The organism is Pseudomonas sp. NC02, assembly GCF_002874965.1.
In the GTDB taxonomy this organism is placed as follows: Bacteria; Pseudomonadota; Gammaproteobacteria; order Pseudomonadales; family Pseudomonadaceae; genus Aquipseudomonas.
In genome coordinates, this window is the sequence record NZ_CP025624.1 from 2450205 (window position 1) to 2463076 (window position 12872).

The 12872-nt window shown below is 62.2% G+C and carries 10 protein-coding genes; 6 read left to right on the forward strand and 4 right to left on the reverse strand.

Annotated features, from left to right (window positions below; translation table 11 throughout):
• Window positions 1–6 precede the first annotated feature (6 nt).
• Window positions 7–1230 carry a pyridoxal phosphate-dependent aminotransferase gene (locus C0058_RS11645; RefSeq protein WP_102368636.1) on the reverse strand — a complete coding sequence of 408 codons (1224 nt, stop codon included), beginning with the start codon at window positions 1228–1230 and terminating at the stop codon, window positions 7–9.
• Complete coding sequence (locus tag C0058_RS11650; RefSeq protein ID WP_008437212.1) at window positions 1227–1883, reverse strand: RraA family protein; 657 nt, start codon at window positions 1881–1883, stop codon at window positions 1227–1229. The genes C0058_RS11645 and C0058_RS11650 overlap by 4 nt, the downstream gene beginning before the upstream one ends.
• Before the next feature lie 104 nt (window positions 1884–1987).
• Between C0058_RS11650 and C0058_RS11655 the strand changes: the two genes are divergently transcribed.
• A complete protein-coding gene (locus tag C0058_RS11655) occupies window positions 1988–2872 on the forward strand; it encodes a LysR family transcriptional regulator (RefSeq protein ID WP_102368637.1) in 885 nt (294 codons plus the stop codon).
• Window positions 2873–3568: 696 nt separating this feature from the next.
• Here the strand turns inward: C0058_RS11655 and bamA are convergent.
• Window positions 3569–5941: an outer membrane protein assembly factor BamA gene (gene bamA, locus C0058_RS11660; protein ID WP_102368638.1), complete on the reverse strand. Its 2373-nt coding sequence runs from the start codon at window positions 5939–5941 to the stop codon at window positions 3569–3571.
• A gap of 213 nt (window positions 5942–6154) precedes the next feature.
• On the opposite strand from bamA, the gene C0058_RS11665 reads away from it, so the two are divergent.
• From C0058_RS11665 to C0058_RS11675, 3 genes are all read left to right on the forward strand, one after another.
• The gene (locus C0058_RS11665; protein ID WP_008430480.1) at window positions 6155–6838 is read left to right on the forward strand and encodes a response regulator transcription factor; all 684 of its coding nucleotides are present in this window, start codon (window positions 6155–6157) and stop codon (window positions 6836–6838) included.
• Window positions 6835–8115 carry a HAMP domain-containing sensor histidine kinase gene (locus tag C0058_RS11670; protein ID WP_032898573.1) on the forward strand — a complete coding sequence of 427 codons (1281 nt, stop codon included), beginning with the start codon at window positions 6835–6837 and terminating at the stop codon, window positions 8113–8115. The genes C0058_RS11665 and C0058_RS11670 overlap by 4 nt, the downstream gene beginning before the upstream one ends.
• An 80-nt stretch (window positions 8116–8195) precedes the next feature.
• Complete coding sequence (locus C0058_RS11675) at window positions 8196–8645, forward strand: hypothetical protein (protein ID WP_087695389.1); 450 nt, start codon at window positions 8196–8198, stop codon at window positions 8643–8645.
• Window positions 8646–8751: 106 nt separating this feature from the next.
• Here C0058_RS11675 and C0058_RS11680 read toward each other — a convergent pair whose 3' ends face one another.
• Window positions 8752–11577: a winged helix-turn-helix domain-containing protein gene (locus C0058_RS11680; protein ID WP_102368639.1), complete on the reverse strand. Its 2826-nt coding sequence runs from the start codon at window positions 11575–11577 to the stop codon at window positions 8752–8754.
• A gap of 576 nt (window positions 11578–12153) precedes the next feature.
• On the opposite strand from C0058_RS11680, the gene C0058_RS11690 reads away from it, so the two are divergent.
• Together C0058_RS11690 and C0058_RS11695 are read left to right on the forward strand one after the other, a co-directional pair.
• Window positions 12154–12426 (forward strand): DUF2282 domain-containing protein, encoded by a 273-nt coding sequence (locus C0058_RS11690; RefSeq protein ID WP_003211270.1) that lies wholly within the window; start codon window positions 12154–12156, stop codon window positions 12424–12426.
• Window positions 12423–12851, forward strand: coding sequence for a DoxX family protein (locus tag C0058_RS11695; protein WP_003211272.1), 429 nt, complete (start codon window positions 12423–12425; stop codon window positions 12849–12851). The genes C0058_RS11690 and C0058_RS11695 overlap by 4 nt, the downstream gene beginning before the upstream one ends.
• The last annotated feature ends 21 nt before the right edge of the window (window positions 12852–12872 follow it).

A 12872-nucleotide genomic window follows, 5' to 3' on the forward strand; every position in this document is an offset into this window, starting at 1 on the left:
TCACTTTTATTCTTCTGCCAGCAAGCTGCTGCAGAAGCCGCGGATTGCCTCGCACGCCTGGCGCAACGACTTGTCATCCAGGGCATAGGCGATGCGGATGTACGGCCCCAGGCCAAAGGCGCTGCCATGCACCACGGCTACATTGGCCTCATCCAGCAGCGCCAGGGCCACGTCTTCATCGCTGCGCAGCAGCCGCCCGCCCGCCGAGGTGCGCCCGATCAGCGCGGCGCATGAGGCGAACGCGTAGAACGCGCCGGCGGGGCTGATGCACGTCAGGCCTGGCGTGTCGTTCAGCAACTGGACCATCAAGTCCCGGCGCGCCTGGAACACCCGGCGGCTGTCGCGGATGAAATCCCTGGGGCCTTCCAGTGCAGCGAGGGCCGCCTGTTGCGAGATCGAACAGGCGCCGGAGGTCTGCTGGCCCTGGAGTTTTTCCATGGCCTCCAGCAGCCAGCGTGGGCCGGTGGCGAAACCGATGCGCCAGCCGGTCATGGCGTAGGCCTTGGACACGCCGTTCATGGTCAATGTGCGTGGTGCCAGCCGGGGTTCAACCTGGGCCAGGGTATGGAACACCTGGCCGTCGAAGATCAGGTGCTCGTAGATGTCGTCCGCCAGGATCAGCACCTGCGGGTGGGCCAACAGCACTTCGGCCAGCGCCCGTAGCTCGCCCTCGCTGTACACCGCACCGGTGGGGTTGGACGGTGAGTTGAGGATCAGCCAGCGCGTCTGCGGGGTCATTGCAGCGGCCAGGGCCTCGGGTGTCAGCTTGAAACCGCTGTCGGCATCACAGGTGACGATGCGCGCTTCGCCGCCGCACAGTTGCACCATCTCCGGGTAACTGACCCAGTACGGCGCGGGCACGATCACCTCGTCGCCTTCATTGAGTGTGGCTGCCAGGGCGTTGTAGATCACCTGCTTGCCGCCGTTGCACACGAGGGTGTCCTGCCAGGACACGTCCAGGCCGTTTTCGCGCCGGAACTTCGCCGCCACCGCCTCCCGCAGGGCCCGCGCACCGGCCACCTGGGTGTAGCGGGTATGCCCGGTTTCAATGGCCTGGATCGCGGCTTCGCGGATATGCGCCGGGGTGTCGAAATCCGGTTCGCCGGCGCACAGCGAGATAATCTGCGCGCCTTGCGCCCGGCGTTCGGCGACGCGGTCCATGATGCGATAGGTGGCGGACGGTTGTGCGCTGGCCAGGCGCGGGTTCAGCCGCTGGATATCGGCGCTCATCGGCTGATCGCCTCAAACTGTGCGTCGTGCATCACCTCGACCACCGAACGCCCGCTGCGCACGGCCTGCACCATGCCGTCCTGGCGGCGGGCAATGCGCTCGCCCAGGTCCAGGACCTTTTCGATCACCGCCTGGGCCACGAATACCGTGCCGCAGGTATCGGCAATCACGTAGTCGTCCTCGCTGACGCTTACGCCAGCAACGCTGAGGGTCACGCCGGCGTCGAGCTGCACCACGCGGTTGCGCGCACTGATCATGGTCACGCCGCGTCCGTACACCGGATAGCTGATGGCTTCGCTGCCGTCGATATCGCGGCTGAAACCATCAATCACCGTACCGCGTATGTGTTTGCGCAACGCCGCGTTGGCGATGATGTCGCCCCAGCAGGAAATGCCCTCGATACCGCCGGCAATCACCAGCACCCGGTCGTCTGTCGCGACCTGTTCGATCACCGGGGTGATCAAGTGCACGGTCGGGGCGATGTCGGACTTGGGGCCGAGCAGTACGGTACTGGCGCGGCCAACGATCTTCGGGCAGTTCCACAATGGGCGCAGGCCCACCGTGGCGCCGGGCAGGCCGAGGAAGTCGAGGGCGTCGGACACGGTGTTGGTGTCCAGTGCGGCCAGGCGGTCGAGCAAACGGTCAGGGGTCATGGGCAAGCCTCGGGTGACGGAGGCGGCCAGTGTCAGGCAGTGCCTATGATAGGTATATTACGAAGTACAGAAGCCTTGCATACGCTTAACCTATGGATAAGACCATGATCAACTTTCGCCTGATTCGTCACCTCTGGTTGTTCCTGGCCGTGGCTGAAGAGCAGAACTTTGGCCGTGCGGCCAAGCGCCTCGGCATGTCCCAGCCACCGCTGAGCGAGCAGATCCAGGTGCTGGAGCAGGCGCTCAAGGTCAAGCTGTTCGACCGCTCCCGACGGGGGGCCAAGCTGACTCCGGTGGGCGCGGCGATCCTGCCGGCGGTGCGCAAGTTCGCCGAGCAGCTGGAGCGCCTGGAACTCGCCGTGGAAGAAGCGGTGGCGGGGCAGTCGGGGATGTTGACCATCGGCGCGATCTCCACGGCGATGTTTGATGTGCTGCCGGGGTTGATCGAGCAACTGAAGCTTGATTACCCGCAGCTCACGGTGTCGGTGCGGGAAATCGACAGCGTCGAGGCGTTGCCGGCGCTGGAGGCCGGGGATATCGACCTGGCGTTTGCCCGGCTGGATGGTGACCTTGGGGCTTCGGTGCAGTCATTGCCGCTGACGGAGGACCGGCTGGTGGTGGCGCTGCCGGTGGATCATCCGTTGGCGAGTCGTACGCGGATCAGTTTGTCGAGCCTGGCGAATGAGCCGTTGGTGATGTTTTCGCGCAACGTCAGTCCGGTGTATTTCGACAATTTGATCGCGACCTGTCGTGCCAGCGGGTTTTCGCCTCGGGTGCTGCATGAAGTGCGGTCGGTGGCTTCGCAGATCGCGTTTGTCAGCTATGGGCAGGGCATTGCGTTGGTGCCGGCGTCGTTGAAGAAGCTGGCGCCGGCCAATGTGGTGTTTCGTGGGTTGAGTCAGAAACTCAATGTGGTGACTACGGCTGTCGCGTGGAATACCCAGCGGCCGAATCCGGTGGTGGAGGCGGTGATTGCGCGGTTTCGCTAGGGGTTGGGGTTGAGTACATATCCGTTATTTAGGTAACGGCGGCTTATGGTTACGCTCTTACAGCGGGTCACTTTTGGCAAACGCCCGGAATGCCGGCCCAGCCAAAAGTAACCAAAAGGTCTTTGCCCCACCACTCGGTGCCTCGCCTAGGCTCGGCATGCCCGCACTCCGGCCCGGCTCCGCGGGCCGCCGCGACGGGCCATCCATGGCCCGGCGCGGCTAAACCGGCATCCTTGCCGGTTTACCCGCTCCACCGTGCCTACTTGCGGCCATCGTGGTTGACGGGGCCCGCAGATCAAAATCAGAGCACAGCGGCCTACCGGCCGGCTTGAGTGTTAAAAGCAAAAGCAAAGACCAGAGCGAAAACAGAGCTGCTTTTCTGTGGGAGCGGGCTTGCTCGCGAAAAACCTGAGAGCGCCGCGTTCATCCAGAATGCCCGCGTCATCGTTAACGACCTTCGCGAGCAAGCCCGCTCCCACATTTGGACCGTGCCCGCTTTAGCTTTTGATTTGGCTTTTAAACACTCAAGCCGACCGGTAGGCCGCTGTGCTCTTGATCTGCTTTTGATCTTGATCTTGGGCGCCCCGTTAAACCACGCTGGCCGAACTGGACTTTTGCGCTTTTCAAAAGTGAGCCGCTGTAAGAGCGGAACCAATAGCGGCCATAACCGCAAAAACGGATATGTACCCAGGCAGATCAGAAATTCTGCCCCATGGAGAACTGGAACACCTGCTTGGTCGCATTCTCCGGCGTACGAACCGGCAACGCCAGGTTGATACTCAACGGCCCCAACGGGCTGTACCACGTAGCCCCAACCCCCACAGATGCACCCAGCTGACTCAGGTCAACCCCATTACAACCCTGGGTAGTACTGAGGGCACACTTGTCCGAATAAACGTTACCCACATCCCAGAACACAGACGTTCGCACCGATTTATTATCTTTAAGGAACGGCATCGGAAACAGATATTCCGCCCCCCCGGTAATCAGGATGTTGCCCCCCAACGCCTCAGGACTGCGGTCGCTGTAGTACTGCTGGCCCGCACTGGCATACGCCCCTGTCGCCGGCGTACTGCGCGGCCCAAGCGTGCCGCTTTCAAACCCGCGCACCGAACCTTCACCCCCGGCCGTGTAGTTTTCATAAAACGGCAGGCCGTCCGTCGAGCCGTACCCGTTGGCGTAACCGAGCTTGGTATGCAAACGCAGCGTCGTCGAATTGGTGATCGGCACAAATGTCTGCCCGGAATAATCGAGTTTGTAGAAACTCAAGTCACTGCCCGGAAGCGTCACCGTCAGGTTCAGGTTCTGCGAGTAACCACGGGTCGGCATCACGCCTTTGTTCAACGTCGACTCCGACCACCCAAGGTTGGCCTTGAAGTTGGTGAACTCACTGCCTTCGCGCTGAAGAAAATCGTAGATCTCATCAGAGCTGTAGATGCCCGGGTCGATACTGTCGTGTTGCACCGTCAGGCCGAAACTCAACCGCGAGGTTTCATTGATCGGGTAGCCGAGTGTGGCCCCCAGGCCGTAACTGTTGATGGAGTAGTAGGAAACACCGCTGCCATCGTCGTAGTAGTTGTTGTAATCGGTGGCACTGTAGAACGCGTTATAGCCCAGGCTCACCCCGTCCGGCGTGAAGTAGGGGTTGGTAAAGCCAATGTTGTACTTGCTCTGGTACTGCGAGCGGGTCAGGCCCAGGCTGGCGTAATCCCCGGTGCCCAGGAAGTTGTTCTGGGTGATCGAACCGCCAAGGATCAGCCCGGCATCCTGGGCAAAACCGACGCTGGCGGTAATCGAGCCGGACGCTTGTTCTTCGACCGCGTAGTTCACATCAAGCTGGTCGTCGACCCCCGCCACGGCTGGGGTTTCGACGTTGACCTCCTTGAAGAAGCCCAGGCGCTCAAGGCGAACCTTGGACTGGTCGATCAGGTAGGTCGACGCCCAGCCACCTTCCATCTGGCGCATTTCCCGGCGCAGCACTTGGTCGTCGGTCTTGGTGTTGCCACGGAAGTTGATGCGGTTCACATAGGCCCGTTTGCCCGGGTCGACCGCAAACACGATGTCCACGCTGTGGTCTTCATCGTGGGGCGTGGGCATGCCGTTGACGTTGGCGAAGGTGTAGCCGTCGTTACCCAGGCGCCGGGTGATCAGGTCCGAGGTGGTGGTCATCAGCTTGCGCGAGAACACCTGGCCTTTCTGCACCAGCAACAGGGCTTCAAGCTGGTCCTGGGGCACTTTCAAGTCGCCGCTGAGCTTCACGTCACGCACCGTGTATTTCTCGCCTTCGTTGATGTTGACGGTGATATAGACGTGCTTCTTGTCCGGGGTGATGGACACCTGGGTCGAGGTGATGTCCATGTTGATATAACCACGGTCCAGGTAATAGGAGCGCAGGCGTTCCAGGTCCCCGGTGAGTTTTTCACGGGCGTACTTGTCATCGTTGGTGAAGAACGAGAGCCAGTTGCTGGTCTTGAGGGTGAACGTGCCGATCAGTTCCTTGTCGGTAAACACGTGGTTGCCCACCACGTTGATGTGCTGGATCGCGGCCACGGAGCCTTCGTCGATCTTGACCTTCAGGCCCACGCGGTTACGCGGCTGCGGCAGCACTTCGGTGTCGACCGTGGCCGAATAGCGACCCTGGGCCACGTACTGGCGCTGCAGTTCGTTGCGCATGCCTTCCAGGGTGGCGCGCTGGAAGATCTCGCCCTCGGCCAGGCCCGACTGCTTCATGCCCTTGAGCAGGTCTTCGGTGGAGATGGCCTTGTTGCCTTCGAACTCGATGCTGGACACCGATGGGCGCTCGACCACATTGATGATCAGCACCGTGCCGTCGCGGCTCAATTGGATGTCCTGGAAGAAGCCGGTCTTGAACAACGCACGGGTGGAATCCACCAGCCGTCGGTCATCCGCTTCGTCCCCCACGTTCAGGGGCAAGGCACCAAACACGCTGCCCGCCGAGACCCGTTGCAGACCGTTGATACGGATATCCGAGATTTTGAAGGCTTCAGCGTGTGCAAGTGTGACATTGAGCAGCAGCGCAACCGAGCAGAGCAGGCGCGAAAAATTCATCAAGATCTTTTCCAGAACACATCGACAAGCAGCGCAAGCGCGCCGGGATGACTCGCCGCAGACGGGTCACCACAACGCGGCCAGACGGGTGGACGGCAAGCATAAGAGCGGCGCGGGTTTGGTGCGGTTAACCAAGTGTCAAGTTAGGTAAAGGTTGGCCCCGGGGCGATGAGGCTGGGCGATACTGTGGGGGTACCCTTTCACGAGCTCGCCATGATCCGCGTATTGCTAGTCGACGATGACCAGGAACTGACTGAAATGCTGGGCCAATACCTGGAGCATGAAGGCTTTGAGGCGACCTGCGTGCACACCGGCGAGGAGGGTGAGGTCGAGGCACTGTCGGGGCGCTACAGCATTGTGGTGCTGGACGTGATGCTGCCCAGGCTGTCGGGCATAGAAGTGCTCAGGCGCATCCGCGCCAGCAGCCAGGTGCCGGTGGTGTTGCTCACGGCCCGGGGCGACAACATCGACCGGATCACCGGGCTGGAACTCGGCGCGGACGATTATGTGCCCAAGCCCAGTTCCCCGGGTGAACTGGTGGCGCGGCTGCGCGCGATCATGCGCCGGGTGCAACCCGTGGGCCAGCCGACCGGGGAGGTCATAACGACCGGCGCCCTGATGCTGTGGCCCGGCAAACGCCAGGCCCGTTGGAACGGTTGCGAGCTGGGGCTGACCAGTACCGAATTCAGCCTGCTTGAAGTGCTGGCCCGGTGCGCCGGCCAGGTGGTGAGCAAAAAGGACCTGTCCCTCAATGCCCTGGGCTGCCCGTTGACCCGTTACGACCGACGCATCGACGTGCACATCAGCAGCATTCGCCAGAAATTGGGCCCGCGCCCGGATGCCAAGGCCTGGATCCAGAGCGTGCGCGGCCTCGGTTACCTGTTGATCGCCGAATGATGAAACCCAGCCGGCTGTTCTGGAAACTGTTCCTGGCCTTTTGGCTGGCCACCAGCCTGACGTTCCTGGTGGGGTTGAGCATTCTCGTGGCGGGCAGCCTTGGCCCGGGGGATCACCATCTGGATGCGATCCTGGCCAGCGAAGAACAGTTGCTGGAACAGTACGGTGTCGAGTCGGGCCGCCAGCTCCTGGCGGTGTGGCAGCCACCCCACGGCCAAGCCATTGGCGTTTATGACAGTGCCGGTCAATTGCTGGCCGGCACGCCGGTCTCGCAGGTGGCTTATGAAAAGTCGCTGATCAGCAAGGACGGGGCCGCGCTGTCCCTCAGGTCTTCCCATCCTCCCCACGAACCCGGGCGCCTGGGCCACTGGATCCCGCTGATCATCGGTACGCTGATGAGCGCGCTGTTCAGTGGGTACATGGCCTACTACCTGGCGTGGCCGCTGGCTTATCTGCGGCGGGCGATGGGCGACGTTGCGCTGGGCCGCTTCGAAACCCGGGTGCGGCCGATGATGGGCAAGCGCCGTGATGAAATCGTCGACCTGGCCGAAGACTGCGACCGCATGGCCAACCAGCTCAAGCTGCTGGTGGAGGCCCAGCAACAGCTGCTGCACGACATCTCCCATGAACTGCGCTCACCGTTGACGCGCCTGCAAGTGGCCATCGGGCTGTTGCAGCAAGACCCGGCACGCCAGGAAATGCTCGGGCGCATCCAGCGTGAATCGGCGCGCATGGACACGCTGATCGAGGCGCTGCTGACCCTGGCGCGTGTGCAGGGCCGTCCCGAAAGCATCGAGCGCGAGCCGGTGGATATCGTCGAATTGCTGGCCGTGATTGTCGAGGATGCTCAGTTCGAGGCGGGTATCAAAGGCTGCAGTGTCAGCTTGCAGGCGTGTCCGGACTTTGTCAGTCGGGCCAGCGGCGAGCTGCTGTATCGGTGTTTCGAAAATGTCATTCGAAATGCCGTGCGCTACACGCAGCCTGATACCACGGTGCGGGTTTCGGCGGAGGTCAGCCCCGACACCCGTTGGCTGCGGGTATTGATCACCGATCAGGGTCCGGGCGTTGAAAACCTGCGGTTGCGGAGTATTTTCGAGCCTTTCGAACGTGGCCCGCATGACACCGATGCCGGTTTCGGACTGGGCCTGGCGATCGCCTTGAGGTCCGTGGAAATGCATGGCGGCACCATCGAGGCGCACAACGAGCCGTCCGGCGGGTTGAGCGTGGAAATCATCCTGCCTCGGGTGGGATCTTTACACGATATTACATTGGCTTGACCGCCCTGTACGCCCTGCGCCTTTAGACTTTTCTCCTGCGTGAGCTGATGTTCAGTGACGCCATTGGCGTGGAGGTGGCGATGTTTCAGGTGCACAAAAAAGGCTTCGTGGCCGGCAAGAAAATGGTCGACGGCCTGGTGCCTTACGATTTCTTCTGCGAAGACAGCCCGGCGATCAACCTGTTCGTGTTTACCGGCTCTGCCGCCCTCGGCGAAACGGTGGAGGAGCAGACACTGTGGGGCTTTACCCGGCTGGAACGGTTTGAAGCCATGACCGGCGCCCTGGTGGCGAACCGGAAGAACGACGGCTGGTTTCAAAGTGTTAGCGTGCTCACCGGGCCCAACCAGAACGGTACCCAAAGTGTGAAATTCCAGCGCGTGCTGAAGATCATCAAGCACGCCACCGCCACGGGCCGCGCGACCAGCAAGTTTGAATATGAGATTCATACGGATGAAGGCGACACCTACTTCACCCGCCGACCCGCTGCACCCGACAGTGCGCAAACCGTCATTTATGCGGCGGATCAATAGCGCGGCTGCCGGAGTTCAAAAAGAGCGAAAAGGGGACAGATTTATTTATAAAATAAATCTGTCCCCTTTTTACCGTCCTCTTTTTACCGTTACCTGCCGGCAGCCTCTACCGGTGCTGAAACCTTGGCAACGAAGCAATCCGCATCTTCGGCTCCTGCAACCTGGCCAGGTCACTGGCAATCTGCGCCCGCCAGAAATGCGCCCCGGCCAACTGCGCATCCACCCACGCCTGGCGCAGCAACACCTTGGCCTTGTCCACCGACCCGTACTGGGCCTGGCGCAGAATCAGCTGCGCCTTGATCCGCAACATCTGCGGCACGAACCAGCGCTCATGCCGGCCCAGCGCCAATTGCAGGGTGTCTTCCAATACCTCCAGCGCCAGTTTCTCCAGGCCCAGCCGCGCCAGCCCCAGGGCGTATTCACAACGCAGCAAGCTATAAAGCTGGCTGTCGCCTTGCCCATGCAGGTGATGCAAGGCCTCACCCAGCAACGGCACGCCTTCTTCGGGCGACCCCTGGCGGATCAGCAGGATGCTCTCGAAGCACAGCCGAAACTGACGCCAGATGTGCAGGTCCTGCTGGGTCGTGCTGTCTTGCAGCAAGCCCAGGTAGTACCGCACCTTGGGCAGGTTGGACGCCAACAGCGCCAGGGGAATTGCCCCCAGGCACAGGGTGTACCAGAGTGTCGCGGGGTGATCGAGGGTGATGGCTTCATCGACGCAACTGCCGATCAGGCGCAGCGCCGGGTCGACATCGCCTTCCAGCAACTGCACCTGTGCCTTGAGGCAGCGGGCGGCGATGCGCTGGTCAAAATGCACGTCGATAATATGCGAGCGCGGCGCTGACGGTGACCCCAGCGCCTCGTCGATATTCTGTCGGGCGCCGGCCAGGTCGCCCATGTGAAACAACGCCAGCGCGCGCATGCGTTTACCCAGCAGTTGCTGGTTGCCGCTGTTGTTCAGGCTGATGTAGCGCTCGGCCAATTCCAGCGCTTCGGCGTACTGGTTGCAGCCGCAGCGGTCACTCCACAGGCCCCACAGCGCCCGCAGCTTGTGCTCGGCATCGCCCAGGTCGCGGGCGTCTTCACGCACCTGGCGCCAGGCTTCGCGCATTGGCCCGCCGGTGCCATAGGTGAGCATCAGCACGCTGGCCAGGGCGGTTTGCAACAGCATGCGCTGGCGCAGCGGCAGCGGGGTGGTGGCGGCGCTGGCCAGGCCTTTGTCGACCCAGGTGCGGCACTCGCTGACCAGCGACAGGCGCAGCCACAAAGGCACACCGCCCAGGGTCAGTTCGATGCCGGTGGGCAGGTCGCCCGAGGCTGAAAAGGCCCACTCCAGCGCGGTGCGGATGGTGTTGATTTCCGGGCCGTAGAGGCCGATCCAGGTCTCGGGAGAAAGCCCGTCGAGGGTCTGCCCGGCTTCCTGCAATACGCCCAGCGCATACAGTGCATGACGCTGGCGGGTGGCGTCGGCTTCGCCGTGTTCGTTGAGCTTCTCCAGGGCGTAGGCGCGGGTGGTTTCCAGCAGGCGGTAGCGCTTGAGCAACTGCGATTCACCGGCGATCAGCAGCGACTTGTCCATCAGGCTTTCCAGCAAGGGCAGGGCATTGCGGGCATCGAGGGTGCTGCTGGCGGTCATGGCCTTGACCGCGTCCAGGGTAAAAGAACCGGTGAACACCGCCAGTTGGCGCAACATGGCCTGTTCGTCGCCGGTGAGCATCGAGTAGGTCCAGTCCAGGGTCGCGCTCAGTGAACGGTGGCGGGCGAGGGCGGTGCGCCGGCCGGTCATTTGCAGGCGGAAGCTGCCGTCGAGCAACCCCACCAGGTCCTGGATGCCAAAGGTGCGCACCCGCGCTGCGGCGATTTCGATGGCCAGGGCGTTGCTATCGAGCTTGCGACAGATGGCGCTGGCGGCGGCGACGTCGGTGTCCTTGAACACGAAGGCGGGGTCGAGGGCCTTGACCCGTTCGATGAACAGGGCGATGCCCGACCAGGTCATGGCTTGCTCGGCACTCAAGTTCACGTCTTCGTCCGGCACCAGCAACGGGGCGAGGTCGTGCACCCGTTCGCCCTCGGCCCGCAGCGGCTCGCGGCTGGTGGTCAGCACGCAGCACTGGGGCGCGCAACGCAGCAGCACTTCGACGACGTCGGCGGTGGCTTGCAGCACGTGCTCGCAGTTGTCGAGCACCAGCAGCAACGGGCTGTTGGCGAGCATCGCGGCCACGCTTTGCAAGGGCTCGTCACTCACGCTCTGGATGCCCAGGGCGTTGGCGAGCATGCCGGCCACCCATTGGCCGCTGGTGGCGGGGGCCAGGTCGACGAAGCACATGCCCTGGTGAAAGCGGCCCTGCAGCAGTTGCGCCACGGCCAGGGCCACGGTGGTCTTGCCGATGCCGCCGGGGCCGGTGATGGTCACGAAGCGCTGGCTCAGTACCTGGTCGGCCAGGCTCAGGATCAGCTGTTCGCGACCAATCACTGTGCTGGGTGGCGGTTGCAGGTTGGGCACGTCCACCGTCGGGGTGGGTACCAGCGCCTGGGCGATGGCGCCTTCACTCACTGCCTGCATTGTCACCGGCGCGACAAACCGATAACCCCGGCCTGGCACGGTGACGATGTAGCTGAAGTTGCCGTCATCCCCCAGCGCCCGGCGCAGCGCAACGATCTGCGCGCGCAGGTTACATTCCTCCACCACCACCTTGGGCCAGGCGAAAGAGATCAGCTCGGACTTTTCCAGCAACTCGCCAGCCCGGCTGGCGAGGGCGATCAGCAGGTACAAGGCGCGGCTGCCGAGGGTCACCGGCTCGCCGTTGCGCAGCAATACATGCTGGCGCGCCAACAAGAGAAAGGGGCCAAAACCGATTGCATTCTCGGTGTGGTCCGGGGCCTGGGGGACGAGGTCCGTGAAGGACGCTGCGGGGTATTTGCTCGAACTCATCAATTTGTCCTTTTTTGTAGTCGGGCTTGTTATTGGCGATCAGGCCATTCGCCCTTTTGGGTGCTTACGTGCGGCAGCAGGCTTGGAGAGTTGAAGTCGATCAAAAAGGTGAGAGTTGTCGCCCTCCTTTGGGGCATGGACGTTGTTATAGGGCGCGGGGCCGTTGGGTTTCAGGCGATGAGACTGTTTCAATTTAGAAACATTTTATTACTAGAAAACCTGATGTAGCAGAATGTATGCCAGTTGGCATGTAACAAAGATGACAACAACCGTATGAAATTTATGGGGATTTTTGAGGTCGTCGAAAGCGGGGGAAGGTGGGTGTTCGGAAAGGCGAATATTTCTAATTGTGTCGTTCGGGATGCCGAATAAAACGGCGGTGGTTTGGCGTGGTTTTTTTGGCTGTGTATCAGACTGTGTATCAGCACCCACCTGATACACCGGCATGAATAGAAGGAGGAAACGCGACACAGACGGGATACACGCCTGGCTTTAAATCTGTCTACCAGATGGCGCAGGCGGTCACCCACCGCACAAGCGCCCTGGCCACATTCAGTCAAGCCAGGAGATTCAACAATGAAGCGCCATTACGCAGCCCTTGCCGCCACCCTCGCACTGTCCCTCGGTGCCTTCGCCGCCACTGCCCATGCCGAGGATGCCAAGCCTCAGGAAAAATGCTTCGGCGTGTCCCTCGCCGGTGCCAACGATTGCGCCGCCGGTGCCGGGACTTCCTGCGCCGGCACCGCCAAGGCGGATTACCAGGGCAACGCCTGGGTGCTGGTGGACAAAGGCACCTGCACCCAGATCAAAACCCCCAAAGGCTTCGGCAGCCTGACGGAACAACCATGATTGCCCTGGCCCCTGCGGTGCTCAAGCGTGTGCTGCCTGAGGCGCTGCTGTTGCTGGTGGCCCGCCTCGGGATCGCTTCGGTGTTTTTCCTCTCGGGCCGCACCAAGGTGACCGGTTTCCTGCAGCTCAAGCCGTCGACCTACACCTTGTTTCGCTCGGAATACGCCTTGCCGCTGGTGCCGCCGGACTGGGCAGCGCACCTGGCGACCTACGCCGAGCATCTGTTCCCGCTGTTGCTGGTGCTGGGCCTGCTGACCCGCCCGGCGGCTGCCGCGCTGTTGGGCATGACCCTGGTGATCGAGGTGTTCGTGTACCCCGACGCCTGGCCGACCCACCTGACCTGGGCGGGCTTGTTGCTGCCGCTGCTGGCGTATGGCGGCGGGGCCTGGTCACTGGACCGCGTGCTGTCCGGCCAACGCCGTTAACCCTTTCACAACAATGATCAG

Coding starts and splice junctions, on each gene's coding strand:
- C0058_RS11645 (WP_102368636.1), bottom strand. CDS start 1,230: ATGAGCGCCGATATCCAGCGGCTGAACCCGCGCCTGGCCAGCGCACAA.
- C0058_RS11650 (WP_008437212.1), bottom strand. CDS start 1,883: ATGACCCCTGACCGTTTGCTCGACCGCCTGGCCGCACTGGACACCAAC.
- C0058_RS11655 (WP_102368637.1), top strand. CDS start 1,988: ATGATCAACTTTCGCCTGATTCGTCACCTCTGGTTGTTCCTGGCCGTG.
- bamA (WP_102368638.1), bottom strand. CDS start 5,941: ATGAATTTTTCGCGCCTGCTCTGCTCGGTTGCGCTGCTGCTCAATGTC.
- C0058_RS11665 (WP_008430480.1), top strand. CDS start 6,155: ATGATCCGCGTATTGCTAGTCGACGATGACCAGGAACTGACTGAAATG.
- C0058_RS11670 (WP_032898573.1), top strand. CDS start 6,835: ATGATGAAACCCAGCCGGCTGTTCTGGAAACTGTTCCTGGCCTTTTGG.
- C0058_RS11675 (WP_087695389.1), top strand. CDS start 8,196: ATGTTTCAGGTGCACAAAAAAGGCTTCGTGGCCGGCAAGAAAATGGTC.
- C0058_RS11680 (WP_102368639.1), bottom strand. CDS start 11,577: ATGAGTTCGAGCAAATACCCCGCAGCGTCCTTCACGGACCTCGTCCCC.
- C0058_RS11690 (WP_003211270.1), top strand. CDS start 12,154: ATGAAGCGCCATTACGCAGCCCTTGCCGCCACCCTCGCACTGTCCCTC.
- C0058_RS11695 (WP_003211272.1), top strand. CDS start 12,423: ATGATTGCCCTGGCCCCTGCGGTGCTCAAGCGTGTGCTGCCTGAGGCG.